Below are 23,682 nucleotides of genomic sequence, written 5' to 3'. Positions count from 1 at the left end.
TCAGATCACGCCCCGAATCGTTTCGAACATCGATCGCAATTCCTGTTTCGCTCCGGGGCCCAGGCCGTCCAGGTCCCGCTCCGATATGCCGCCGCGCTTCACCTCTTGCAGGAACAGATCCGGTAAGTCCGTTCCGAATCCCTCCTGGAGGGTGATGAGATCCTGCTCCGCCACTTCGTCGTACAGATCACCGTGGCGCGACGGGATGACGTAGGTGGTCCCCGCCTTCCCGGAGTGGCGCCCCTTCTGGTCGGCACCCTTCTGCGGCTTCCCCTTGAACCCGTGCTTCATGTCGAAGTGGGCACGCTGCTCGGGCGAGAAGGTCTTGAGGGACTCCAGGCGCTTGGCCATGGAGGACATTCCCACCGTCTTCTTCGGCTGCCGGGCCAGGACCCGGTTGGGAATGTAGTTCTCCATCTCCCGGAAGCTGAGGACGTGCGCCCTCACACCTTCGCGGGCCGCGGCTTCGGCCTTCTCGTGATTGACGGTCCGGTCCGTGGGGTGGAAGCTGTCGCTGTCGATGACGAGGACCACACGCTTGGTACGGGAGAACTGCGCGGCATGGTCGACGGCGTGGCGGGTCGCCCCGTCCTTGCCGCCTCCGTTGTACACGCCGAGGCGGCTGTCCTCCTTGGCGTCGATGACGTCCTCGCAGCCGAGCAGGCGTGCCAGCGCCTCGATCATCTGCCAGTCGTAGATCGCGTTCTCCACGACCAGCACGGCTGGCCGCTCCAGGTCGCGGATGTCCGCCGCGAGCGTCTCGCCGGCAACCCTGACCACGCCCGTGGTCCCCCCTTGCGGCGCCCAGGCCTGCGCCATGCTCGCCTTCTGCGCGAGCAGCAGGTAGCTCTCCGCCAGGACCGGGAGGTGACGCTCCAGGAAGGTATGGACGGCGTCCACATCACGCGGGGAGATCGCCCACTCGTGCCGCGCCTCCCTGAAGAACGCGATCAGCTTCAATATGAGTTCTGCGTTCTCATCGCCCTGACGGTCCTTCAACAGGTCGACGGGAATCTCAACGCGCATCATCGATCCGATTCGCCTGCGCGTCCGCGAGGGCGCGTACCTCCTCGAAGTCCTCCGCGAAGACCCCCCGCGGCCAGTAGTCGAGGTTGCCGAGGGCGTCCACCTCGATCTTCCGCAGGGTGGCGGCCCCCTCGGCCTGCTCGACGAAGTAGATCCTCACGTCCTCCGGCGCCAGCTTCCGCTCCGCGACCCGTCGGCGCAGCCTGAGGAGGAAGTTCTCGCTGTGCGTCTCCACCAGGAAGCGCACCTGCGACTCCTGCACGGCGTCGACGTAGAGATCGGCAACCGCGGCGTGCGCCGAAGGATGGAGATGGAGTTCGGGCTCCTCCACGATCTCGATCACCGGCCCGGCGGGCGGTTCCACGCGGTCCGCGGCCCGCTGGACCACTATCGGCAGGAACTGGACCACACCGGTACCGACGTCGTCGATGTGGACGACGAGATCGGGGTCGCGCAGGGAACGCAGCTTGGGGATGTACATCCCGGAGCCGACGTCGGTGACTTCGAGGCGCCACCCGGGCAGGATGCTTTCCAGCAGGGTGTTCACCTCACGGCCAATCAGACCGCGCCCGTACACCTCGTCCGCGGCGAGCATGCCGAGCGCCCTCTCGCCCCGATAACCGACGCTGCCCAGGCTTCTGGCCGGAGACCGGAAGAAGCGCTCCGGGCTCTTCCTAAACGGACCCAGATAACGGATCTCGTCGAGGCCCTCCCGAATGAGCCCAGTGACGCCGCTGACACCGCCGACGGAGTCCGGCCAGTCGGCCGGATCGGGCAACAGCCCGCGAAATCCGACTTTGGCCTCCTGGCCGTCGACAAGATACGCGCGCTTCTCCGGGGAGTAGGCGTCGATGCCAGGGATCCAGGAGAGGTTCGCGACCTCCGTCCCGCAGGAGATCTGCACCGAGGAGACCAGCTGCATTCCCTGGTTGGCGATGTTCTGAACCTCGGCGGTGGCACTGACGGTCTCGCCGTCCTCGCGCCCGATCGACACTCCCAGGCGAATGTGCCCATGGGGCGACGAGCCGTGGATCAGATCGGCGAACGAAGGAGTGAAGCCCTGGATCAGGTCCAGGTCCAGAGGGTACGGGGAGTCGCCGCGGATACCGAGGGAAAGGAGCGGGAGCGCTCGCACGACCGCACTCTTGCCGGAATTGTTCCGGCCCAGCACCACGGTGATCCTTCCAAGCTCCACCTCCTGTCTCTCCCTGAAGCAGCGATAGTTCTCCAGTGAGAACCGTTCCAACGACACCTGGGCTCCCGTTCGGTCAAACCATGTCTGGCGAGGCCGTGCCGACCTCAGCGAACGCCGCTCCAGCGGCGCGCCGCTTAGCCGCGGCAATACTCTCAGACGGTGGAAGCCGGCACCCGAGCTTCGCTCTTCCAGCTCCGGAGATGCCCGACATCTGCCTCGGAGTTCCAGCTATCTGGCGAGACAGCCTCCACACAACAATCCTCCCCTGGGCGGCAGAGGTGCTCCGCGCGGCTGTGGGCCTGAGCGCCAGGAAGTGCAGCCAGCCGATCAGCTTTCCCCGGGCCGCGGCCTGGCTCGCCCCTTGGACCTCCTGGAAAGGGCACGGTCGACATCACCTGCGGCCAGCAACAGCTCCGCCCCCCTTGATGCCTCTGGTGTCGGATGCCTTGCACATCCGTCAACTTGCGGTCCGCTTGGGCTCAGTATTTCCACCTCCAGGTAGCCACCGCCTCCTGAGTGTGCCGCACCGCGCCCCAGACAGACGCGAGGGCCGCGGACTACTGGGTCTGTGAACTCACTGGCACCAGTGGCAGCTCGAATACCCGACGCTGAGCAGCACCGGTCTGCCGGTCCTGCGGGCTTCCTCGAAGGCCTCCTGCGACCAGGGCCACCAGTCGACGGGGTTGTCGGCGTGCTGAAGCAGGTACGGGGACGTCTCATGGGCCAGTCGGTTCACCGTTCCACTCTCCCACGGGCCCGGGCGCCGCGTGGCAGCGCGCGGGGCGCGCCGCTCGCCGGTGAGCTCCCTCCGGTGAGTGATCGCCGCCCTCTCGCGCTGCCGCGCGGCCCGAAGGACACTCGTACGCAAAGGAGTTGCCGCCGGAGGGGGACGTGGCATGCGGGAGAGTCATCGGGCGGAGGCCGAGCGGCTGCTGGCCCGGGCCGTCGAGGAGGAGGTGCGGCGGTCGGGCGGACGCGTCGACGCAGGTGTGCTGCTGTCGCGGGCGCGCGGGGCGCTGGACGGGATGGCGCGGACGGCCGCCGAGGAGTACGAGATGTACACCCGCGCGCTGGACGAGGCCGAGGCCGGCCGGCTCACCTTCGCGCAGAGGTACGCCAGAGAGGCTTCGGGGACCCCGCTGCTGGTGGCCGCCGTCGCCGCGCTGGCCGCCTGTGCGGCCGACCTGGCCCTCGGCACCGGCGCCGGGACGGCCCTCGGCGCGGGCGCCACCGTGGGCGTGGCGGGCGCGGCGGCGACCGTCGTGAAGGTGGCCGGTTCCCATCTGCCCGCCGCGCACCACCGGGCCGGCGCCGTGGGTCAGCCGGGCGGGCCGGAGCAGCTGCGGCTGCAGTGGCTGACCGCTCTGGAGGTGCGTGGCATCCGTCCCTTCCTCGACCAGCAGCGCGTGCTCGCCGCCTCCACGGGCCCGAAGAAGGCGGGTCCGCAGCTGCGGGGCGCGGACAAGAGCGCGGCGGCCCGCGGCCGCAGCGTGCTCGCCCAGTCCTTCGGCCAGCTCCCGGAGGCGGCCGGCCCGTTCGCCGGACGCCGGCCGGAGACGGCGCGGATCCGGCAGTGGGTGCAGGCCTCGCGTGCCAGTACCGAGACCCGGCCGACGGTCGTGGTGCTGCACGGCGAGCCCGGCAGCGGCCGTACGGCGCTCGCGGTGCGTGCCGCGCACGACCTGAAGGACTACTTCCGCGGCGCGTGCGTGGTGGACCTGCGCGGCGGCAGCCCCGAGGAGCCGCCGCTGCCGACCCGCGACGCTCTGCTGCACCTGCTCAACCGGCTCGGCGCGCCCCGCGAGCAGTTGCTGTTCCGTGAGCGTTCATCGCCCGACCAGCAGGTCAAGCGGCTGAGCGAGCTGTACCAGCAGCATCTGACGGGCGTGCCGGTCACGGTCGTCCTGGACGACGCCGCCGACCCCGGGCAGGTCGGCCTGCTCGTCCCCGAGCGTTCCGACAGCCTCGTCCTGGTCACCGCCCGGCACCCGCTGGACCTGCCCGCCGGTCTGCACGCCCGGGTGCACCAGCTGCCGGTGCGGGCGCTGGACGCGGCCGGCGCCGAGGAACTGCTGGGCGCGGCGGCGCAGGACAGCTCCGGGCCGTACGACGCCGAGTCCGCCGACCGGATCCGGGAGTTGTGCGGCGGGCTGCCGCTGGCACTGCGCGTCGCCGGCTCGACACTGGGCCCGCGCTCACCGCGCCGGCTCGCTGCGGACCTGGGGGCGTACGGTCCGGTCGCGCCGGTCGAGCGGGTGCTGTGGCTGAGTTACACCGACCAGTCCGAGCCGGCGCGCCGACTGCTGCGCCGGCTCGCCCTGGCGGGCCGCGCCTCACTGGGCGCGGCCGCGGCGGCCGCCCTGCTCGCGACGGACGAGGCGGAGGCGACCCGCCGGCTGACCGCGCTGTCCCGCGCGGGCCTGATCGACCACGTGCGCGGCAACCGCTACCGCCTGCACGACCTGGTGCGCGCCTTCGCCCAGGCCCGCCTCATGGACGAGGAGGACCCGGCCGAGCGCACGGCGGCCCAGGAGCGCCTGATCGTGAACTACGCCGAGCTCGCGGACTCGGTGCTGCGCCTGGTCGACGGCAACATGTCCACCCGCTCCGACCGTTTCAGCCCGCACGGCTTCACGTCCCTGGACGAGGCGCTGCGCTGGCTGGACGACGAGTCGAGCTTCATCACGGCCACTCTGCGGCACACGGAGGGCGTGAACCAGGGGGCGGTGCTGAACCTGCTCGGGGCGCTGTGCGACTACTGCCTGCTGCGCGGAGACCTGTACCGCCTGGGCGAGATCAGCGAACTGGCGCAGGAGGTGGACCAGGGTCTGCTGGTCCGCTCGGTGCAGTGGCGCACCGGCATCGCGGCCCGCCAGCTGGGCGAGCTGGACAAGGCGCGCGCGACGCTGGCGTCGGTCGTCGACCTGTACCGGGACGCCCATCACGACGCGGGTGCCGCCCGCGCCCTGTGCTCGCTCGGCATCACGTTCCACCACCAGGGCAACCTCACCGAGGCCGCGGCGAAGCTGCGTGAGGCGCTGGAGCTGCAGGCGCCGCCGGAGCTGGCGACGGACCGCGCGTGGACGATGCACGCGCTCGCGGCGGTGGAGCGCGACCGCGGCCGGCTGGCGGAGGCGCTGGAGCTGCTCACCGAGTCCCTGGTCCTGCACGGCGCGGGCGAGTCCGTGCACGGCCAGGCGTGGGCGCACTTCCAGCTCGGCCAGCTCTCCCTGCGCCGGGGCGACGTGCCGCGCGCGGAGTCGGAGCTGCGAGCGGCCCTCGACCGGTACGGCCGCACCCGCGACGCCCGCGGCGAGGCCTGGGCGATGACCCAGCTGGCCCGCGCCCGGCTGGTGGCCGGCGACCCGTCCCCCGCGGTGGACGGGCTGCGCGGGGCGGCGGCCCGCCACCGGGAGAACGAGGACGCGCGCGGCGAGGCCTGGACGGTGTACTACCTGGGCCAGGCGCTGGAGGAGACGGGGAACCTGGACCTGGCCGTGCGCGAGCTGGAGCGGTCACGCACGATGTTCTCGCGGATGCGGGACGTGTACGGGCTGGCCTGTGCCCGGCACCACTCGGCGCGGGTGACCCGTGACCTGCGCGCGGCGCAGACCGGGTCGTTGCGCAACTCGGGGTTCGCCCGCCAGCTCCTGGTGGACGCGCGGGCCGACTTCCAGCGCATCGGGGTGGCGCACGGCGAGGCGTGGACGTGTCTGGAGCTGGCGGTGGTGGACGCGGGCAACGCGCGGACGCAGCAGGCGCTGGCCCTGTGCGACGAGGCGGCCGGGCTGTTCGCCTCGTACGGTGACCGGCGCGGGGAGGACTGGGCCCGCTTCCTGCGCTGCACGCTGCTTCCGTACGCGGCCCCGGGCGGGGTGGAGGTCGGTACGGCGGTCGCGCAGGAGGAACTCGCCGAGCTGTCCCGCACGGGCCACCGGCTGCGCGACGAGAAGCTCGACGAGTACGTCGACGCCTATCAGCTCCTGCTGGAGCGGGGCGTGAACCTGGACGCGGGCTGGCAGGCGTGGCGGCTGGGCATGGTGCCGAGCCGCCATGCCCGGGAGGTGATGGGGGTGGCGGTACCCCCACCCCCGCACTGACCAGCGTCGCGGCCCCCGGGCCGGTCAGCCCTCGGGCCCGTCGTCCCCGGGCCGATCAGTTCCCGGGCCGATCAGTTCCCGGGCAGGTCAGCCCTCGGGCCCGTCAGTCCCCGGGCCGATCAGTTCCCGGGCCGATCAGTTCCCGGGCAGGTCAGCCCTCGGGCCCGTCAGTCCCCAGGCCCGATCAGTCGCCGGGCCCGGCGGGCCTGGGCCGGTCCGACGCCGGCCCCTCGGGACAGGGCGGGGCGAGGCGGGCGGGCCCTCCCCGCCTGCGGGGCAGGCAGGCCCGGCCCGGTCCGACGCGGCCGGCGGGCCTGGCCCATCCGACGCGGCCGGCGGGCCGCCGGGCACTCCGCCCTCCCGGGGCGGGTGGCCCGGCCGCGGCCCGCGCCCGGCCGTCAGCTCCGGTGCGCCTTCCGGTCGGCGGCGTCGGTGCCCGCCTCGGCGTCCGGGTCGGCCGGCTCCTTGAACTTCACCTTGCCCATGTGGCGGTTCATGGACTTCATCAGGCCCCACACCGCCAGCGCCATCGCCGCGAAGACGATGAAGCCGAGGACGCCGGGGGTGACCTTGTTCTCGTCCACCTCCTTGGCGAGGGGGACGAGGTGCGTCATTGCCAGGCTCACGCTTGCGCTCATATCAGGCATTGTCGCGGATGCCCGCGAACAGGTCGGCCTCGGGGAGGGAGGTGTCGACGAGCGACTTCGCCAGCTCGTACTCCTCCGTCGGCCAGACCTCCTTCTGGAGTTCCATCGGCACCCGGAACCAGCCGCCGTCGGGGTCGATCTGCGTGGCGTGCGCGATCAGTGCCTTGTCGCGGATCTCGAAGAAGTCGGCGCACGGGACGTGCGTGGTCAGCGTGCGCTCCTTGCGCTCGAACTCGTTCCAGCGCTTGAGCCACTCTCCGTAGGGCGACTCCAGGCCGCGTTCGAGCATCGCGTTGTGCAGCGCCTCGGTGCGGGGGCGGTTGAAGCCCTGGTTGTAGTAGAGCTTCAGCGGCTGGTGGGCCTCGCCGTACTCCGCCTCCGGGTACTTCTCACGGTCCGCCGCGCCCTCGAACGCCACCATCGAGATCTTGTGGGTCATGATGTGGTCGGGGTGCGGGTAGCCGCCGTTCTCGTCATAGGTGGTGATGACCTGGGGGCGGAAGGCGCGGATCTGCTTCACCAGCTCGCCGGCCGCCTTGTCGACGTCCTCCAGGGCGAAGCAGCCGTCCGGCAGCGGCGGCAGCGGGTCGCCCTCGGGCAGGCCGGAGTCGACGAAGCCGAGCCATTCCTGCCGCACGCCGAGGATCTCCCGGGCTTCGTCCATCTCCTTCCTGCGCACCTCGTGGATGTTCTCCTCGACGTACTTGTCGCCCTGGAGCTTCGGATTGAGGATGGAGCCGCGTTCCCCGCCCGTGCAGGTCACCACCAGCACGTCCACCCCCTCGGACACGTACTTCGCCATGGTGGCCGCGCCCTTGCTCGACTCGTCGTCGGGGTGGGCGTGGACGGCCATCAGTCGCAGTTGGTCAGTCAAGACTCAATCCTCGGTAAGTCGGCGCCCGGTGAGGCGCGGTCCAACAGTGCCGTCCCCGAGGGACGTCGTAGAGGGGCGGCGGTCGGCTGGCGTGCGAAGGCTTCTATAGTGACCGAATCGGGGGGCGGATAATTCCGGGGTACGGCTTCGGGAGCCCCTTTCGGGACATCAGTCCCGACCCTGCCGAGAGGACGATCATGAGTACGGCGAGCACGCGACTGCCGGAGGGCCGCTACGGCCGTTCCTCGGACGAGCGTGCCGACCGAAAGCTCAAGATCGCCGGTGTGGTGTTCGGCGCCCTGCTGCTCGCGCTGGTCGGCTACTTCGCCTATCACTACGTCGGCCAGAGCAGGATCAGCGCCGAGGTGATCGCCTTCGACACCCGGCAGAACGCGGTGCAGGTGCACCTGGAGGTCCGCAAGGACGCCGGCGCGAGCGGCTACTGCACCCTCAGGTCTCAGTCCGCGGACGGCGCCGAGGTGGGCCGGGCCGACTTCCGCTTCGACGGGCACGCCACGCGGATCGACAAGGTCGTCACGCTGCGTACCACGTCCCGGGGCTCGACGGCCGAGCTGCTCGGCTGTCACACCGACTGAAACCACCGGGCCTCTCACCGAATACCAGCGGGCTGACCTGCACCGACGTGATTCTGGTGGCTTATGTCCTCCCCCTTCGGTCCGTGAATTGTTAGGCTCGTGGTTTCGCCCATCTGTGAAGGAACATTCTTCTGGGTAGGGCGATGCTTTGTCTTCCCAGTACCTACGAGGAGCACCTGTGACCCAGACCAGCGAGAACGTCACCTGGCTGACTCAGGAGGCGTACAACAAGCTCAAGGACGAGCTTGAGTACCTTACTGGTCCCGCGCGCACGGAGATCGCCGCCAAGATCGCAGCCGCGCGCGAAGAGGGCGACCTGCGTGAGAACGGCGGGTACCACGCGGCCAAGGAGGAGCAGGGCAAGCAGGAGCTCCGTGTGCGCCAGCTGACCCAGCTCCTGGAGAACGCCAAGGTCGGCGAGGCCCCGGCCTCGGCGGACGGCGCCGTCGCGCCGGGCATGGTCGTGACGATCGCCTTCGACGGCGACGAGGACGACACGCTGACCTTCCTGCTCGCTTCCCGTGAGTACGCGAGCTCGGACATCGAGACCTACTCGCCGCAGTCCCCGCTGGGCTCCGGCGTGATCGGCCACAAGGTCGGCGAGGACGCGGAGTACGAGCTGCCCAACGGCAAGAAGGCCTCGGTGACGATCCTGAAGGCCGAGCCCTACAACGGCTGACCCGGCTCCACCTGTGCTGTGACGGCCCCCGGCGTCGCGCGGATCGCGCTGACGCCGGGGGCGTCTGTCATGCCGTGGCCGACCGGTACTTGCGCACGGCGAGCGTGCGGAAGACCAGGATGATCACGACCGACCAGATCAGCGAGGCCAGCGCGGGGTGCTGCATGGGCCACGCGTCGGGCGTCTTGAAGCCCGGCGGAAGGTTGCCGAACAGTTCACGGCACGCCTGCACGGTGGCGCTGAACGGGTTCCATTCCGCGATGTGCCGCAGGAAGGTCGGCATCTGGTTGGCGTCCACGAACGCGTTCGAGATGAACGTCAGCGGGAACAGCCAGATGAGACCGCCCGAGGTCGCCGCTTCGGGAGTGCGCACGGACAGGCCGATCAGCGCGCCGATCCACGAGAACGCGTACCCGAGCAGCAGGAGCAGCCCGAATCCGGCGAGCACCTTGCCGAAGTTCTCGTGGGTGCGCCAGCCGACGAGCAGGGCGACGACCGCCAGGACGACGAGGGTCAGCGCCGTCTGTACCGAGTCCGCGATGGTGCGGCCGGTGAGCACGGCACCCCGGGTCATGGGCAGCGAGCGGAAGCGGTCGATGAGGCCCTTGTGCATGTCGTCGGCGATGCCCGCACCGGCGCCCGCCGTGGCGAAGGTCACGGTCTGGGCGAAGATGCCGGCCATCAGGAACTCGCGGTAGGCCTGGGTGGAGGTGGACGAGCCGACCTGGATCGAGCCGCCGAACACATAGGTGAACAGCACCACGAACATGATGGGCTGGACCAGCCCGAAGATGACCATCTCGGGAATCCGGCTCATGCGGATCAGATTCCGGCGCGTGATCACCAGGGAATCGCTCACGGCGCTCACTTGGCGGCCTCCTTCTGGGGTCGGCGGTCCTTGGCCGCGGCGTCGGCCGTCTCGCCGTTCCCCTCGTCCTCGGCCTCGGCCACGTGGCCGGTGAGGGAGAGGAAGACGTCGTCCAGAGTGGGGCGGCGCAGGCCGATGTCGTCTATCTCGATGCCGAGGACGTCCAGCTCGCGGATGACCTCGGCCAGCAGCTTGGCGCCGCCGACGACGGGCACGGTGAGTTTGCGGGTGTGCTCCTCGACGGTGACCTCGCCCTTGCCGAATCCGCCCAGGACCGTACGGGCGGAGGGGATGCGTTCGCGCTCGTGCACCACGACCTCGACGCGCTCACCGCCGGTGCGTGCCTTGAGTTCGTCGGAGGTGCCGCGGGCGATGACGCGGCCGTGGTCGACGACCGCTATGTCGTGCGCGAGCTGATCGGCCTCTTCCAGGTACTGGGTGGTCAGCAGCAGGGTCGTGCCGCCGGAGACGAGCTGCTTGATGACGTCCCACAGCAGCTGGCGGTTGCGCGGGTCCAGACCGGTCGTGGGCTCGTCCATGAACATCACGGGCGGTGAGACCACCAGGGCGGCCGCGAGGTCGAGCCGGCGGCGCATGCCTCCGGAGTAGGTCTTCGCGGGGCGGTCGGCGGCGTCCGCGAGGTCGAACTGGTCGAGCAGTTCGACGGCCCTGGCCTTCGCGGCCCTGGCGTTCATCTGGTAGAGCCGCCCGACCATCTGGAGGTTCTCCCGGCCGGTCAGGTACTCGTCGACGGCGGCGAACTGGCCGGACAGGCCGATCGAGCGCCGCACCTCATTGGGCTGCTTGAGCACGTCGAGGCCCGCGACGACGGCTCTGCCGCTGTCGGGACGCAGCAGCGTGGTCAGACAGCGGACGGTCGTCGTCTTGCCCGCGCCGTTGGGCCCGAGCAGGCCCAGGACGGTGCCCTCGGGGACATCGAGGTCGACGCCGTCCAGTGCTCTTACGTCGCCGAAGGTCTTCTTCAGACCTTCGGCATAGATGGCGCCTGGCATAACAGTCTCCACGTCGTCGGGAATGCTCCGGAAAGCCTGGATTCGTGCTTTTTGCTCCGCCCGGCGGGCGGCGAAGGTGGCGATGGCACGAGACACACAGTAACGCGATGTATCGCGTCGCTCAACGCATTTACTCGAACGAGCGACGAAGAAGCTTCTGAGCTGGGCCTTCAGCCCCGGAACCGGTGTCTCCCGGAGCTGGAGCCGGGCCGCCACCGCATGCCCGGCGGCTCACTCGATGACCGTGTAACCCGCCTCGCGCAGGGCCCTGCCGACCTCGGCGCAGTGCTCCGGCCCCTTCGTCTCCAGGTGCAGCTCGACCTCCGCCTCCGTGAGCCCGAGCCGTGGGTCGGTCCGGATATGGCTCACGTCGAGCACGTTAGCGTCCACCACTGACAACGCCCCGAGAAGCGTCGCGAGCGCGCCCGGCCGGTCCGTCAGGCGCAGCCGGACCGCCAGGTAGCGGCCCTGCGCGGCCATGCCGTGCCGCAGCACGCGCTGCATGAGCAGCGGGTCGACGTTCCCGCCGGACAGCACCGCCACGACCGGCGGCTCGAAGGTCCTCGGAGCGCTCAGCAGCGCCGCGACCGGGCTCGCCCCGGCCGGTTCGACGACCAGCTTGGCCCGCTCCAGGCACAGCAGCAGCGCGGTGGACAGCTCGTCCTCGCTGACCGTGCGGACCTCGTCGACCAGGTCGCGGACGATCCCGAACGGCACGTCGCCGGGCCGCCCGACCCTGATGCCGTCGGCCATGGTGACCGGGTTCCCTATCGACACCGGACGGCCGGACGCGAGTGAGGGCGGGTAGGCCGCCGCGCCCTCCGCCTGCACGCCCACGATCCGCACGTCCGGCCTGAGCGCCTTCACCGCGACCGCTATGCCGGCCACGAGGCCTCCCCCGCCGATGCCGACGACGATCGTGCGCACCTCCGGGCACTGCTCCAGGATCTCCAGGCCCACGGTGCCCTGCCCCGCGATGACGTCGGGGTGGTCGAACGGATGGATGAACACCGCGCCCGTCTCGGCCGCGTACGCCTGCGCGGCCGCCAGCGTCTCGTCGACCACCTGCCCGTGCAGCCGCACCTCGGCGCCGTACTCCCGGGTCGCGCTGATCTTCGGCAGCGGGGCGCCCTTCGGCATGAACACCGTCGCGCGCACCCCGAGCAGCGACGACGCCAGGGCGACCCCCTGCGCGTGGTTGCCCGCGCTCGCGGCGACCACCCCGGCGGCCCGCTCCTCGGGCAGCAGCCCGGCGATGCGGACGTAGGCGCCCCGCAGTTTGAAGGACCCCGTCCGCTGGAGGTTCTCGCACTTGAGGTGGACCGGCCCGCCCACCAGCTGGGACAGGTGCCGGCTGCCTTCCATCGCCGTCACCCGCGCGACGCCCGAGAGCATCTTCTGGGCACCGCGCACGTCGTCGAGGGTCACGGGACGATAGAAGTCAGCCGTGCTGTAGCTCATGACTCAAGCATCGCAGTTCACGGGCGGGCGGCACGGCAATGACCACGCTCCGAGACTGGTTTGCGCAGCGCCGGTACGGCCCGCGCCCCGGCCGCGTACTCTGTCCCCCATTCCAGCCCCCCTTCATGAAGTGAGCCCCCGGCCATGCCCACAACACCCGAAATGTCGATGGACATGACGACCGTCGGTGACACCGGTCTCCTCGAAACGCTGCAGCACGAGGTGGCGGTCTTCGCCCGCCGCGCCGAACAGACCCGGCTCGGCGGGGTCGGGCAGGTGCGCAACTCCATGGACCGCGCCGCCTACCTGCTGCTCAACCGCCTCGACAAGGAAGGCCCGATGGGCGTCAAGGCGCTCGCCGCGAGCATGGGCATCGACTCCTCGACGGTCACCCGGCAGGTGGCGCCGCTCGTGGACACCGGGCTCGTCAAGCGGACCTCGCACCCCGACGACGGGCGGGCCGTGGTCCTCCAGCTGTCCCCGCGCGGACAGTCCCGCCTGGCGGAAGTCCGCTCCTCCCGGCGGCAGTTGATGGCCGAGCTGACGCAGGACTGGACGCCGGAGGAACGCGAGGCGTTCTGCGCGCTCCTCACCCGCTTCAACGGCGCGCTGTCCGCCCGAATGGCGGCGCAGGGGGTGTCCGGCCCGGAGGAGGCCCCGCCGGCCTCGTAGACCGGCCGGAAGTGCCCCCTCCGCCTCCGGCCCGGCCGCCGCGCACGCGTGTCGCGGCCGAACACCGGCGTGGCGGAGTTCGCAGGTGCTCGGGGGCGGACGAGGGCGCGAGGCGCCGCCGAGGCGGGTGGCGCGGCGGAGTCCCGCCGCTCGGCCGGCGTACCCGTGTGCCCCTTACTCTTGACCGAAAGGCCACGCCTGGCCTCATATGAGACCGGGCCCCCGTCGCACGCGGTTCCGCCGGGCCGTGGCGGCCGGGCCCGGGTCCCTCAGGGCGTTCGGGCGGGAGGAGCGGTGCGACGACGGCATGCGTCCCGGGGCGAGCGCCGAGAGCGGGAGTTCGAGGCGTTCGTCGCGGGTGCGGCAGGACGGCTGCTGCACGCCGCCACGCTGCTCACCGCGGAGGCGCCGGAAGACAACCCGCGCGCGCGGCGGCTGCTGACCCACGCCCTCGCGCACACGTACGCGAGCTGGGAACGGCTGCGTGGCGAGGATCCGTACGACCGCGCCCGCCAGTACCTGGCCACCCGCTTCGCCCACACGGCCTGGCACCAGTACGGAGCGCTGGGCCGGGGCCGCCCGGCCCCGGGAAGCACGCTGGCCCTGCTCGCACCGCAGGAGCGCCTGATCATCGTCCTCAGGCTGTACGAGGGGGTCGGCGAGGAACAGACGGCGGCACTGCTCGGCCTGCCGGCGGAACGCGTGCGGACCATCTGCGACCGGGCGACGGCGACCCTGCTGCATCCGCCGCGCCGGCCGGCCGCGCCGGCGGTGCGGGGCGGCGCGAAGGCGGTGCCGTCATGAGGGACGCCGACAGGGGGTGGCGGGAATGAACCGGGCCCAGCGGGAGGCCGCCGTACGGCAGATCATGGAACGGGTGCCGCCGCCCGTCCCGCCGGACCTGCACGCGGAGGTGGTGCGCCGCGGCTCGCGCCTGCTGCGCCGCAAGGCGGCCGCCCGCCGCCTGCTGTACCTGCTGCTGCTCGCCGCGAGCGTGGCCTTCCTGGTGTGGGCGCTGACCGCGCGCCCGTGGGTGGAGCCGCCCTCGCAGACGACCCCACCGCTCACCGACTGGTGATCCCCGTGCCCCGCCAGGCCCTGCCGGCCCGTGCCGGGCCGGGCGTCGCCTAGGCGAGCGCCTGCTGCAGGTCCTCCAGGAGGTCGTCGACGTTCTCGATGCCGACGGACAGGCGGACCAGATCGGCGGGCACCTCGAGGGCCGAGCCGACCACGGACGCGTGCGTCATCCGCCCCGGGTGCTCGATCAGGGACTCGACGCCGCCGAGGGACTCCCCGAGCGTGAACACCTCGGCCCGGTTGCACACCTCGACGGCCGCCTCCTCGCCGCCCTCGACCTGGAAGGACACCATGCCGCCGAACGCCCGCATCTGCTTGGCGGCGACCTCGTGTCCGGGGTGGTCGGGCAGCCCCGGGTACAGCACGCGCGTCACGCGCGCGTGACGGCTGAGCATGTCGGCGACCTTCGCGGCGTTCTCACTGTGCCGGTCCATGCGCACCGCCAGCGTCTTGGTGCCGCGCAGCACCAGCCAGGAGTCGAACGGCCCGGCGACCGCGCCCATCGCGTTCTGGTGGAACGCCAGTTCCTCGCCCAGCTCGGGGTCGCTGACGATCAGGGCACCGCCGACGACGTCGGAGTGGCCGCCCATGTACTTGGTCAGGGAGTGCACGACGACGTCCGCGCCGTGCGCCAGCGGCTGCTGGAGGTACGGCGTGGCGAAGGTGTTGTCGACGACCAGCCTGGCACCCGCGTCCTGGGCGACCTGGGCGACGGCGGCGATGTCGGTGATACCGAGCAGCGGGTTGGAGGGCGTCTCCACCCACACCGCCTTGGTCTTCGGGGTGATGGCGGCCCGGACGGCGGACGGGTCGGAGCTGTCGGCGACCGACCACTCCACGCCCCACCGGGAGACCACCTTGGCGAACAGCCGGAACGTGCCGCCGTACGCGTCGTTGGGGATGACCACGTGGTCCCCGGGGCTGAGCAGCGTACGCAGCAGGCAGTCCTCGGCCGCCAGTCCGGACGCGAACGCGAGACCGCGGCGGCCGCCCTCCAGGGCCGCGAGGTTCTCTTCCAGGGCGGTCCTGGTCGGGTTGGCGCTGCGGCTGTACTCGTAGCCGCCGCGCAGACCGCCGACGCCGTCCTGCTTGTAGGTCGAGACCTGGTAGATCGGCGGGACGACCGCGCCGGTGAGGGGATCGGCGGTGTTACCCGCATGGATCGCGAGGGTCTCGAAGTGCTGACTCATATGCCTGTCACTCATGCGCACCGAGACTAGTGCGCTCGCGGCCCGCGCGACGGGTGACGGCCGGTGCGCTCTCGGACGGGACGACATCCGGCGGAAAACGGACGGCGGCGCGGCCTCCCGTCACCCGAACCACGCGCGGAGGTTTTCCACAGGCCCGCGGACCGGGTTGGCCAATTGTCGGCGGTGTCTGGAACGCTTGAGGCATGGAGATTCTGTGGGTCCTCATGGCGCTGATCATGATCAGCTTCGTGCTGCTTCCCGTGCTGCGGCGGCGGCGCGGCATGATCGAGCAGGTTCCGGCCGGCCACCCGGACGCCGCCGACCCGGAGAACTACGGGTTCGTGCGGGAAGAGGAGCTGGACGTCCGCATGCCCGGATCCGACCAGGACCTGCTGGACGTCCTGGACCTGGTGCAGCGCACCCAGGACTACCACGCGGCGGCGCAGTTGCTGGCCGGCACGGAGACGGAGGGCGAGGCGCGCTGGCAGCGGGTGCAGGCCTTCGCGGGCGCCGCGTCGCTGGAGCTGCAGCAGCGGCCGGGCGGGGTCGGCGAGACGCCCGGCGGGCAGTGGCTGCGGGTGTGGCGCGCCGAGCAGCCCAAGGACGCGGGCGGGGCCGCCGTGCACGCGGAGTTCCTGGTGCAGCAGGCGTGGCGGACGTCGACGCCGGGCACCGACGAGTTCCGCATCATCATGGAGGAGGCGAGGTCGGCGTGCGCCGACGCGGCGCTCCTCGCGCCCGGTGATCCGATCCCGTACATCGTCGAGCTGTCGGTGGCACGCGGTCTGGCCTACCCGCGGCCCGAGTTCGAGCAGCTCTGGCTGAAGATCCTGGACCGCGCGCCGGCGCACATGGGCGCGCACCTGGCGGCACTTCACTACTGGTGCGAGAAGTGGCACGGCTCGCGGGAGCTGGCGTACTCCTTCGCGGAGGCCGCCGCCGCCCGCGCCCCGCGGGGTTCCCTCCTCGCGGCGATGCCCCTCTTCGCGGTCTTCGAGCACCTCCCCGAGGTGAACCTGGTCAGCAGCTTCTACCAGAGCGAGGTCGTCACCAAGGCGATCCACGGCGCGCTGCACGCCGTCCACTCGGCCCGCCCGGACGACCCGATGCTGGCGCACGTACGCCACCTGCTGGTGTTCTTCCTGGTGCGCGCCGAACGCTGGTCCGAGGCCATGAACCAGCTCATACACATCGACGGTCACGTCGGCGCCCTGCCCTGGACCCTGTCGGCCGACCCGGCAGCGGAGTTCGCGCTGTACCGCGCCATGGCGGTGGCGGGCTACGAGGCGAACGGCGGCAGCCCGGCAACCCTGCCGCACTGACCGCGCGGAACCGGGGCGGCCGGAACCGCCCGGCGGCCCCGGCACACCGGCACACCGGCGACGGCAGTGCGCACGGCACCGGTGGCGCTCTCCCGCAGCGAACGGCAGCGAACGGCAGCGAAATTCAGTGGCCGCCCGAACCTGTCGGCTCCACGCTGTACGCCATGGAACAACCGCAACGCGGGATCCGTGCCGCCCACTCGGACTCCACGATCACCGTCTACCAGGCCTACCCCCCGCACATCGGCCTGCCCGCCGTCCGCGACGGCCGTTTCCCCGCGGCGTGGAAGCGGGACAGGATGACGTGGATCAAGCCGTCGTTCCTGTGGATGATGTACCGCTGCGGCTGGGGGACCAAGGAGGGGCAGGAGACCGTCCTGGCTGTCGAGATCAGCCGTGACGGCTTCGAGTGGGCGCTGGGTCGCGCGTGCCTGTCGAGCTACGTCCACGGGGTACACCCCGACCGGGCCGCGTGGCAGCGCCAGTTGAAACGCGCGCCCGCGCGTGTGCAGTGGGACCCCGAGAGGGATCTGCGTCTGCAGCCCCTGCCGTACCGCTCACTGCAACTCGGCCTCCGCGGTGAGGCCGCACGACGCTACGCGGACGAGTGGACGGTCTCCATCCGCGACGTGACGCCACTGGCCCACGAGATCCATGCCCTGGTGAACGGTGGCGATCTGGACTCCGCCGCCCGACTGCTGCCCGAAGAACGTCCCTGTCCCGTCCAGAACGGACTCCTTGCCCACCTGAGCGAATGACGGACCGGCCCACCCGACGGCCGGCTCCGACCCAAGGGGCGGAGGGCATCCGTGCCCTCACGCGTCCACGACTCCATCGCCACCCCCGCCAGCCGAAGGGCTGACGAACACCGCCACGTACCGGAATTCCCCGCCGGGTCCGTCCTGCCGGGAGTACCGCTCCCACGCCAAGGGGTAGCTGCCCGTCAGTCTGCATGTGTTGGGCTTGTACCTCCCCTCGGCCCAGAGCAGCGTCCCGGCGAGCTCACGCCCCTCGTGAATCCTGAACTCCTGGTCTCGGGTGGGCCGACGGCCCGGGCCGGGCGGCGTCCACAGGGAAGGCTCGTTGGTCAGCATGAGCGCGATGCCGTTCAGCGCGGACTCGCCGCAGAAGCGCTCGAGCCTGGCTATGTCCCGGACGAAACCCAGGCGGGCAAGGTCGCCGGCACCGTGCGTCTTCAGGACATAGTCCTCTCCTGGGGTACCGGACGTGCCCGTCCAGCCACGGGTGAAGTACTTGAACTCGATCGCGGTACGGGCTTGCGGGCCGATGCAGAGCAGATCCAGGTACTCGGCCCTGGCCGACAACCGCTGCGGAACCTCGAGCCTGGACTCGACCTCCGGCGCCACCTCCCACAGAACACGAGCGAAACTGTGCTGAAGATCGGCCTCGGAGTGGAAGACCGGCCTGTGCCGACGCAACCGCGCCATGACCTCGCGTAGCGATGTACGTCCGGCAATGTTCTCTGAGCCGTGCACTGGTTCCATGGTCACAGCGGCATTGAAGGAGCCCTCTGCATGAACCACAAGGCCTGGCGCGAGTGTCGGGAGCCCTGAGACTGATCACAGACGATCACCTGGGGGGTCTGAGCCCTGCTCCCGGACCCATGGCCCGTCATCCAGGGTCGGCCTCTGCTCGTCGGCCCGACCGCGGCAGGGACCGGTGCCGCTTACCCGGCCTTCGCGAACACACGGCTGTTGACCAGCCAAGCTCTGGCAGACCTGCAACGGCATGTGAGTGCCGGCCCACTCATCACATGGCTTGGTTCCAACATGTCCGAGCGGCATCGGGATGCCGGCGAGAGAATCCTCCTGCGCAATGTTCTCGATGAACTGCGCCAGTTGGGCACACGCCTGCATGCGAAAAGCTCCGCTCTGTACGCTGACCACGATCGCCTGATGGCGGAGGCGGATCTCCGCGTCAATGTCGGCGCAGGAATCGCAGTCCTGGCGATCACGCTCTCCGCCCGAGTCTCGGGTTGGGTTCTGTTCTTTTTGACCATGTCAGCCGTCTTGATCATCATGGGCATGACCCGGGCTCGTCAGGCGAATGATGTCATCGTTCAGGCACTGGTCATCGGCGAAGTCACGTCCACGGTTCTGGCAGAAGCAGATGGCGCGTTGCGGACGCTCAGTGCTGCGACTGACGGCGGTGCGCAGTCCTGAACACGGCGTGCGGGGCGGGAAGTGCCGGCGCTTGGACAGGGGCGCGTTATTTGGGTGTCCGGTGGGCGAGGGGGTCGCCTTCGTCCCGTGCGGGAGAAGGCGTCGCCCTCGCTGACCGTCACCCGGCCTTCCGCCGGGCCGTCTCTCGTGGTCAGTCCTTCGTGCGGGGCGGGAGCCGCCATCCCGGGCGGGGGAAGTGGCAGGTGTAGCCGTTCGGGTAGTGCTGCAGGTAGTCCTGGTGCTCGGGCTCGGCCTCCCAGAAGGGGCCGACCGGCTCCACCTCGGTGACGACCTTGCCCGGCCACAGGCCGGAGGCGTCCACGTCGGCGATCGTGTCCTCGGCGATCCGCTTCTGCTCGTCGTCGACGTAGTAGATCGCCGAGCGGTAACTGAGGCCGATGTCGTTGCCCTGGCGGTTCTCGGTGCTCGGGTCGTGGATCTGGAAGAAGAACTCCAGGATCGCGCGGTAGTCGGTCTGCGCCGGGTCGAAGAGGATCTCGATGGCCTCCGCGTGCGTGCCGTGGTTGCGGTACGTCGCGTTCGGCACGTCACCGCCGGTGTAGCCGACCCGGGTCGCCGTCACGCCCGGAAGCCGGCGGATCAACTCCTGCATCCCCCAGAAACATCCGCCCGCCAGCACGGCCCTCTGCGTCTGCGCAGCCATCGCGGCCCTCCCATTACTTGTCGGCTTGGTCACCAGCGCTGCCCGGCTCGCACGTTGCCGGCATCCGGTACGCATTCGTCTCAACGCACGAGGCCGCCGGGCGATTCCGTGCCCGCTCGGCCGACCTCGCGGTCGCTGTTCCGGCGGGTCCGGCGGGGCCCTCGGCAGAGCACGCGGGGCGGGCCCGGACATCACCGGGACAGGACGAGAATCACCGTGGAAGGATCCACTGCCAGGCTTCCGAGAGGCGGAAACGAAATACAGATGACCGGCCGGAGCGTGCTGGGTAGGTTCGGCGTTCATGGCCTACGATCCCGCCGCCCTGCGCTGTGTGCCGGGTGACACCCGGTCACTTGTGCGCATCGTGCGGAGCTACCGGCAGATGCATGACGCGCAGGACCTCGCTGCTCGAATGGCCGACGCACGGAAGTCCCATCACCTCCTGCCCCTCTTCGAGCAGGTGCCGGAGAGGCGTGACTCCTGGGCGGAATTTCTCGCATGCCTGGCTCAGGAGCTGCTCCTCCGCGGGGTCCGCTGGAGTGACCGTCCGGTCGTCATGGAATGCATACGGTCATTGCGGCAGCTGAGACATCCATTGGCGTTCCTGCCGACGAAGCTCACCAGGACCGAACGCCGGGCCACTCCACCCGCGCTTTCCTGCACGTCATCGACAATGTGGCGGTCCTGCCCGCCGCCCGGCGGGTTCATTCCGAAATCCCCGCCCGAGGCGGGCAGGCATCTCATCAAGAGCCCCATACCCTGTCGTGACACAGCCACCGCTGAGCAGGTCGCGGCAATCGGAGCCGTCGTGAAGCACTGGAATGGATCCCCCCAGGTGCTCCTCCTGCAGGCGGCCGAGCCATTGACCGTGGACGAACTCGTCCCGGTCGGCGCGAACCGCTGTCTGCCCGACGGCTGCGGAACGGCCAGGGGGGCACTGCGCGACAGCGGCCGCGAACTCGGCGCGGGTGTGCGGACCGAACTGCACCGCGTGTTCGAGATTCTGCTGGACGCGACCTACCGAGAGGGCTCCTACGATCGGGGAATCGGTGGAGCATATGGGCGGGCGGCCGTCTGGCGGTCCGTCGCGGGCATGATTCGCGCACCCCTGGACACTCCGATCGAACGGGTGAACGAACTTGCCGCCCGATGGAATTGGTTCTGTTTCGACCGCCCTGAAAGGTCTCAGGACTTCGACGACCTGCACCTGGCCGTCGGCGCGCTCAGCCCGCGCGGCCGCCACCTGAGCCTCCTCATCAGCCACGACACAGACTGAAGGGCATCGCCGCCGACGAGGTCGCACATGATTGCCGACGGCATGTCGGGCTACCCGAGAGCAGGCCGTGTGACCCATACCTGCGGTTCTTCTTCGAGGCAGGCGTGGACACCCCCCTGTGGCCGGAGGACCTGGCCAGCCCGTACGGCTGTCCCGTCGAGCTGGAGCGGCTGCCGATCGGCGCGGCGCCGGCAGCGGGCGCACCCGGCCCTGGGCGCTTTGCGCCGAGCGTCGGGGAGAGGCCCCGGCCTACTTCCCCGGCTGGGTGAACGTCAGGATCCTCGGCGCCAGGAGTTCCGCGGAGTACGGTCCGCGGGCGGTTCCCGGCTTGATGTAGTCCCGCAGCGAGGGCATGAACTTGCCGTGCAGGGCGGGGTCGCCCTGCGCTGCCGTGTCCGAGCGCGTCGGCAGCATCCGAGGGGTGATCTCGGTGCAGTTCTTCGGCCAGCCGGGCACGCCCCGCAGCACCTGGCAGTCCCTGGTGAAGTAGTGCACGAAGAACTTTCCGCTGTTCCGGACCGTCTTCGCGTAGCCGTCCGCGGAGCCCTTGAGACCGGTGTCCAGGATGTTCGCGACCCCCGCCAGCAGCGAGGCGTCGTTGACGGACAGGGCGGAGTAGGTGGCGTTGCCGGTCTCGGTGGCGAGGGTGTCGACCACCGCGTACACCTGTCCGGAGTCGAGCGGGAGCGGCCGTCCCAGGTAGTAGATCGCGTCCTGCTCGTCGCCCAGGCAGTTCATGTCGATGGAACGGCAGTACGGTCCTGCCCACCCGTGCTCCCGCACCGGGTCGACCATCCGGGAGGACGCCGAGGGCTGTTTGCAGCCGTCGGCGCGGAGGTGGGCCGCGGTGGTGGTGCGGTCGCAGACCGCGTTGATCAGTTTCTGCAGGTCGCCCGCCAGGCCGGTTTCGCTGTTCGCGGTCCGCTTCTCGAAGGTCAGCGGCCCGTAGCGCCGTACCGGCCCCGCGGACTCGGGGGCGCGCACGCGCATCACCGTCAGCGGGGGGTTCTTCCGCCACTTGTCGGCGGCCTGTGCCTGGCCGGGATCGGGGACGGCGTACCGGAACGGGGTGGTGAAGTCGATGGCGTCCTTGCCCATGCCCAGCGGTCCGACCGGGCCGTAGGCGTCGCTGGCGGGGATCTGCTCGGTGAAGATGTCCTCGCCGGGAACGCCCTGCGCCTTCAGCGCCCGGCGCACGGCCTGGTCGGTGGTGGCGCTGGGGGTGACGATGAAGTACCGGTTCTTCCCGAAGGGATAGCCGGACCGGCGCTGCATGACGACGTTGTTGACGGTGTCGCCGAGCGCGGACACGCTCTGGGTCCGCTCCGACCGCCGGTCGCCGGGCGGGATCGTGTCGAACAGGTACTGCTCGGGCACGACGGTGTGCTGCCACTTCCGGTAGTCCTCGGCCGTCCAGTGCCCGCGCCGGCTGAACTCCCAGGTCTGCAGGGCCATGTAGCGGGCCGGGGGAGGCATCTTCCCGTAGATCACGACGGCGTCCCGCGGATCGAGCCGGTAGGCCGTCGTGTAGCCGGGGCGCGGCCGGCCGAAGACGTTCACCGCCGCCGGATCCACGTACTCGTTCGGCCATTTCTTCACGACGGGCAGCACGTACGGGGCCGCGGGGTTGTTCGCCAGGCAGTTCTTCAGCAGCGGGTAGGTGTACTCCTTGCAGTCCTGCTGGGTGTAGAGCCGCGCGTATCCCGGACCGACGTGGAACCCGCTCTTCTTCAGGTCGCCGACCAGCCCCTCGGTGATCTCGTCACCGGCCGCGCCCGACCCGGCGCCGGCCCGGTACTGACCGCATCCGGCTACGGCGAGAAGCATCACGCACGTCAGCGAATACCGGACTCTCGGCGCGATGTGGCCCATGGCCGTCCCTCCTGACCAGTACGACAACCATCCGTGGTCGAAATGTCACCATGGGTGCACATCATGCGCAAACGCGGTGGGCGGCCGGGCGGGGATGCGCCCCGGACCGGTTCCGCCGGGGCCGGTTCGACGATCCGCTCGACGATCAGCACGTCAAGCCCGTAAAGTTCCGGTTCGATCAATCGGGGGAGCACATGAGCTTTCGTACGTTTCTCATCGGGGGCGGCTGGGACGCGGCCGCCGCGACAGCGGTCTACGGGCCCTTCCTGCGCGCCGCCGCGGACACCGCCGGGGACGGTGTGCCCAGGATCGGGTGCGTGATCGTCGACGAGGGCGACGGCGCGGGGCAGTTCGCCCGCTACGAGCCCGTCCTGCGCAAGGTCGCCGACTGCGTCCCGGTCCCGCTGCTCGTGCCGCTCGGCGAGCGGTTCGACGTCGGTCTCCTGCGGGACGTGCAGGGACTGCTGGTCTGCGGTGGGCTCACGCCCGCGTACCAGGAGGTGTTCAGCGACTGTCTCGACCGGCTGCCGGGCCTGCTCGCCGAGTACGGCATCCCGTACGCGGGCTTCTCCGCGGGCGCCGCGGTGGCGGCGCGGGACGCCGTCGTCGGCGGCTGGCTCGACGACGGCGTCGCGGTGTGTCCGGAGGACAGCGCGGAGGACCTGGAGGAGGTGGAGGTGCGGGCCGGGCTCGGGATCGTGCCCTTCGCCGTCGACGTGCACGCCGCGCAGTGGGGGAACCTGCCGCGGCTGATCGCGGCGGCCGCCCGGCACGGGCTCGCCCACGGCGTCGCGCTGGACGAGAACACCATGGCGGAGGTCACGGCCGACGGACGGGTCCGGGTCGCCGGGCTCGGGCGCGCGCACTCGGTGCGGCCGGGAGCCGACGGGGGCGCGCTGGTACGGGCCTACGGCGACGGCGAGGAGTTCGCCGCCGCCGGCTGATCGCACCCGGCCGGCCGGCGGTG

22 protein-coding genes and 1 pseudogene are annotated in these 23,682 nt (G+C 70.7%); 11 read left to right on the top strand and 12 right to left on the bottom strand.

Annotated elements, in window-relative coordinates; translation table 11 throughout:
• The 3 genes and pseudogenes from VKA29_RS20680 to VKA29_RS20670 form a co-directional block, all read right to left on the bottom strand.
• Entirely contained in the window at nucleotides 1–1,029 is a 1,029-nt protein-coding gene (locus VKA29_RS20680; protein WP_324787365.1) for a hypothetical protein, read from the bottom strand.
• The gene (locus tag VKA29_RS20675) at nucleotides 1,016–2,278 is read right to left on the bottom strand and encodes an AAA family ATPase (protein ID WP_324787364.1); all 1,263 of its coding nucleotides are present in this window, start codon (nucleotides 2,276–2,278) and stop codon (nucleotides 1,016–1,018) included. Before VKA29_RS20675 ends, VKA29_RS20680 begins: the two co-directional genes overlap by 14 nt.
• Before the next feature lie 523 nt (nucleotides 2,279–2,801).
• A pseudogene (locus tag VKA29_RS20670) lies at nucleotides 2,802–2,957 on the bottom strand (DUF255 domain-containing protein); the annotation flags it as partial.
• A gap of 160 nt (nucleotides 2,958–3,117) precedes the next feature.
• On the opposite strand from VKA29_RS20670, the gene VKA29_RS20665 reads away from it, so the two are divergent.
• Nucleotides 3,118–6,321 carry a tetratricopeptide repeat protein gene (locus tag VKA29_RS20665; RefSeq protein WP_324787363.1) on the top strand — a complete coding sequence of 1,068 codons (3,204 nt, stop codon included), beginning with the start codon at nucleotides 3,118–3,120 and terminating at the stop codon, nucleotides 6,319–6,321.
• 398 nt (nucleotides 6,322–6,719) lie between these two features.
• Here VKA29_RS20665 and VKA29_RS20660 read toward each other — a convergent pair whose 3' ends face one another.
• Both VKA29_RS20660 and mca read right to left on the bottom strand, forming a co-directional pair.
• The gene (locus VKA29_RS20660) at nucleotides 6,720–6,968 is read right to left on the bottom strand and encodes a hypothetical protein (RefSeq protein WP_324787362.1); all 249 of its coding nucleotides are present in this window, start codon (nucleotides 6,966–6,968) and stop codon (nucleotides 6,720–6,722) included.
• Nucleotides 6,961–7,821: a mycothiol conjugate amidase Mca gene (gene mca, locus VKA29_RS20655; RefSeq protein ID WP_324787552.1), complete on the bottom strand. Its 861-nt coding sequence runs from the start codon at nucleotides 7,819–7,821 to the stop codon at nucleotides 6,961–6,963. The genes VKA29_RS20660 and mca overlap by 8 nt, the downstream gene beginning before the upstream one ends.
• 218 nt (nucleotides 7,822–8,039) lie before the next feature.
• Between mca and VKA29_RS20650 the strand changes: the two genes are divergently transcribed.
• Together VKA29_RS20650 and greA are read left to right on the top strand one after the other, a co-directional pair.
• Entirely contained in the window at nucleotides 8,040–8,438 is a 399-nt protein-coding gene (locus tag VKA29_RS20650; protein ID WP_324787361.1) for a DUF4307 domain-containing protein, read from the top strand.
• A 178-nt stretch (nucleotides 8,439–8,616) separates the two neighbouring features.
• On the top strand, nucleotides 8,617–9,117 hold the full coding sequence (gene greA, locus VKA29_RS20645) for a transcription elongation factor GreA (protein WP_324787360.1): 501 nt from the start codon (nucleotides 8,617–8,619) through the stop codon (nucleotides 9,115–9,117).
• Between the two features lie 67 nt (nucleotides 9,118–9,184).
• Here greA and VKA29_RS20640 read toward each other — a convergent pair whose 3' ends face one another.
• The 3 genes from VKA29_RS20640 to ilvA all read right to left on the bottom strand — a co-directional run bounded on the left by VKA29_RS20640 (nucleotide 9,185) and on the right by ilvA (nucleotide 12,459).
• Nucleotides 9,185–9,985, bottom strand: a complete 801-nt coding sequence (locus VKA29_RS20640) for an ABC transporter permease (RefSeq protein WP_324787359.1) — start codon at nucleotides 9,983–9,985, stop codon at nucleotides 9,185–9,187.
• On the bottom strand, nucleotides 9,982–10,998 hold the full coding sequence (locus tag VKA29_RS20635; protein ID WP_324787358.1) for an ATP-binding cassette domain-containing protein: 1,017 nt from the start codon (nucleotides 10,996–10,998) through the stop codon (nucleotides 9,982–9,984). Before VKA29_RS20635 ends, VKA29_RS20640 begins: the two co-directional genes overlap by 4 nt.
• Before the next feature lie 231 nt (nucleotides 10,999–11,229).
• Nucleotides 11,230–12,459, bottom strand: a complete 1,230-nt coding sequence (gene ilvA, locus VKA29_RS20630) for a threonine ammonia-lyase (RefSeq protein WP_324787357.1) — start codon at nucleotides 12,457–12,459, stop codon at nucleotides 11,230–11,232.
• Between the two features lie 162 nt (nucleotides 12,460–12,621).
• Between ilvA and VKA29_RS20625 the strand changes: the two genes are divergently transcribed.
• The 3 genes from VKA29_RS20625 to VKA29_RS20615 all read left to right on the top strand — a co-directional run bounded on the left by VKA29_RS20625 (nucleotide 12,622) and on the right by VKA29_RS20615 (nucleotide 14,209).
• Nucleotides 12,622–13,131: a MarR family transcriptional regulator gene (locus VKA29_RS20625; protein ID WP_324787551.1), complete on the top strand. Its 510-nt coding sequence runs from the start codon at nucleotides 12,622–12,624 to the stop codon at nucleotides 13,129–13,131.
• Nucleotides 13,132–13,425: 294 nt separating this feature from the next.
• Nucleotides 13,426–13,935, top strand: a complete 510-nt coding sequence (locus VKA29_RS20620) for a sigma factor-like helix-turn-helix DNA-binding protein (RefSeq protein WP_324787356.1) — start codon at nucleotides 13,426–13,428, stop codon at nucleotides 13,933–13,935.
• Between the two features lie 25 nt (nucleotides 13,936–13,960).
• Nucleotides 13,961–14,209, top strand: a complete 249-nt coding sequence (locus VKA29_RS20615) for a hypothetical protein (protein WP_324787355.1) — start codon at nucleotides 13,961–13,963, stop codon at nucleotides 14,207–14,209.
• Between the two features lie 49 nt (nucleotides 14,210–14,258).
• On the opposite strand, the gene VKA29_RS20610 is transcribed toward VKA29_RS20615, so the two are convergent.
• The gene (locus VKA29_RS20610; RefSeq protein WP_324787354.1) at nucleotides 14,259–15,413 is read right to left on the bottom strand and encodes a cystathionine gamma-synthase; all 1,155 of its coding nucleotides are present in this window, start codon (nucleotides 15,411–15,413) and stop codon (nucleotides 14,259–14,261) included.
• A 188-nt stretch (nucleotides 15,414–15,601) separates the two neighbouring features.
• Between VKA29_RS20610 and VKA29_RS20605 the strand changes: the two genes are divergently transcribed.
• Nucleotides 15,602–16,720 (top strand): hypothetical protein, encoded by a 1,119-nt coding sequence (locus VKA29_RS20605; protein ID WP_324787353.1) that lies wholly within the window; start codon nucleotides 15,602–15,604, stop codon nucleotides 16,718–16,720.
• Between the two features lie 164 nt (nucleotides 16,721–16,884).
• Nucleotides 16,885–17,478, top strand: a complete 594-nt coding sequence (locus tag VKA29_RS20600) for a DUF4291 domain-containing protein (RefSeq protein WP_324787352.1) — start codon at nucleotides 16,885–16,887, stop codon at nucleotides 17,476–17,478.
• A 57-nt stretch (nucleotides 17,479–17,535) separates the two neighbouring features.
• Here the strand turns inward: VKA29_RS20600 and VKA29_RS20595 are convergent, their stop codons facing one another.
• The gene (locus tag VKA29_RS20595; protein ID WP_324787550.1) at nucleotides 17,536–18,225 is read right to left on the bottom strand and encodes a hypothetical protein; all 690 of its coding nucleotides are present in this window, start codon (nucleotides 18,223–18,225) and stop codon (nucleotides 17,536–17,538) included.
• A 210-nt stretch (nucleotides 18,226–18,435) separates the two neighbouring features.
• On the opposite strand from VKA29_RS20595, the gene VKA29_RS20590 reads away from it, so the two are divergent.
• Nucleotides 18,436–18,903 (top strand): hypothetical protein, encoded by a 468-nt coding sequence (locus VKA29_RS20590; protein WP_324787351.1) that lies wholly within the window; start codon nucleotides 18,436–18,438, stop codon nucleotides 18,901–18,903.
• A 151-nt stretch (nucleotides 18,904–19,054) separates the two neighbouring features.
• Here the strand turns inward: VKA29_RS20590 and msrA are convergent, their stop codons facing one another.
• The gene (gene msrA / locus VKA29_RS20585; RefSeq protein WP_324787350.1) at nucleotides 19,055–19,567 is read right to left on the bottom strand and encodes a peptide-methionine (S)-S-oxide reductase MsrA; all 513 of its coding nucleotides are present in this window, start codon (nucleotides 19,565–19,567) and stop codon (nucleotides 19,055–19,057) included.
• 301 nt (nucleotides 19,568–19,868) lie between these two features.
• On the opposite strand from msrA, the gene VKA29_RS20580 reads away from it, so the two are divergent.
• Complete coding sequence (locus VKA29_RS20580; RefSeq protein WP_324787349.1) at nucleotides 19,869–20,843, top strand: DUF6183 family protein; 975 nt, start codon at nucleotides 19,869–19,871, stop codon at nucleotides 20,841–20,843.
• A 249-nt stretch (nucleotides 20,844–21,092) separates the two neighbouring features.
• On the opposite strand, the gene VKA29_RS20575 is transcribed toward VKA29_RS20580, so the two are convergent.
• Nucleotides 21,093–22,715, bottom strand: a complete 1,623-nt coding sequence (locus VKA29_RS20575; RefSeq protein ID WP_324787348.1) for a hypothetical protein — start codon at nucleotides 22,713–22,715, stop codon at nucleotides 21,093–21,095.
• A 194-nt stretch (nucleotides 22,716–22,909) separates the two neighbouring features.
• Between VKA29_RS20575 and VKA29_RS20570 the strand changes: the two genes are divergently transcribed.
• Nucleotides 22,910–23,659, top strand: coding sequence for a hypothetical protein (locus tag VKA29_RS20570; protein WP_324787347.1), 750 nt, complete (start codon nucleotides 22,910–22,912; stop codon nucleotides 23,657–23,659).
• Nucleotides 23,660–23,682 lie beyond the last annotated feature (23 nt).

It is taken from the genome of Streptomyces sp. H51, from assembly GCF_035656535.1.
In the GTDB taxonomy this organism is placed as follows: Bacteria; Actinomycetota; Actinomycetes; order Streptomycetales; family Streptomycetaceae; genus Streptomyces.
This window is presented reverse-complemented; position numbering and strand designations above follow the sequence as displayed.

Coding starts and splice junctions, on each gene's coding strand:
- ilvA (WP_324787357.1), bottom strand. CDS start 12,459: ATGAGCTACAGCACGGCTGACTTCTATCGTCCCGTGACCCTCGACGAC.
- VKA29_RS20615 (WP_324787355.1), top strand. CDS start 13,961: ATGAACCGGGCCCAGCGGGAGGCCGCCGTACGGCAGATCATGGAACGG.
- VKA29_RS20635 (WP_324787358.1), bottom strand. CDS start 10,998: ATGCCAGGCGCCATCTATGCCGAAGGTCTGAAGAAGACCTTCGGCGAC.
- VKA29_RS20605 (WP_324787353.1), top strand. CDS start 15,602: ATGGAGATTCTGTGGGTCCTCATGGCGCTGATCATGATCAGCTTCGTG.
- VKA29_RS20610 (WP_324787354.1), bottom strand. CDS start 15,413: ATGAGTGACAGGCATATGAGTCAGCACTTCGAGACCCTCGCGATCCAT.
- mca (WP_324787552.1), bottom strand. CDS start 7,821: ATGGCCGTCCACGCCCACCCCGACGACGAGTCGAGCAAGGGCGCGGCC.
- VKA29_RS20600 (WP_324787352.1), top strand. CDS start 16,885: ATGGAACAACCGCAACGCGGGATCCGTGCCGCCCACTCGGACTCCACG.
- VKA29_RS20660 (WP_324787362.1), bottom strand. CDS start 6,968: ATGCCTGATATGAGCGCAAGCGTGAGCCTGGCAATGACGCACCTCGTC.
- VKA29_RS20570 (WP_324787347.1), top strand. CDS start 22,910: ATGAGCTTTCGTACGTTTCTCATCGGGGGCGGCTGGGACGCGGCCGCC.
- VKA29_RS20575 (WP_324787348.1), bottom strand. CDS start 22,715: ATGGGCCACATCGCGCCGAGAGTCCGGTATTCGCTGACGTGCGTGATG.
- VKA29_RS20680 (WP_324787365.1), bottom strand. CDS start 1,029: ATGATGCGCGTTGAGATTCCCGTCGACCTGTTGAAGGACCGTCAGGGC.
- VKA29_RS20665 (WP_324787363.1), top strand. CDS start 3,118: ATGCGGGAGAGTCATCGGGCGGAGGCCGAGCGGCTGCTGGCCCGGGCC.
- VKA29_RS20625 (WP_324787551.1), top strand. CDS start 12,622: ATGTCGATGGACATGACGACCGTCGGTGACACCGGTCTCCTCGAAACG.
- msrA (WP_324787350.1), bottom strand. CDS start 19,567: ATGGCTGCGCAGACGCAGAGGGCCGTGCTGGCGGGCGGATGTTTCTGG.
- VKA29_RS20650 (WP_324787361.1), top strand. CDS start 8,040: ATGAGTACGGCGAGCACGCGACTGCCGGAGGGCCGCTACGGCCGTTCC.
- VKA29_RS20580 (WP_324787349.1), top strand. CDS start 19,869: ATGGCCTACGATCCCGCCGCCCTGCGCTGTGTGCCGGGTGACACCCGG.
- VKA29_RS20595 (WP_324787550.1), bottom strand. CDS start 18,225: ATGGAACCAGTGCACGGCTCAGAGAACATTGCCGGACGTACATCGCTA.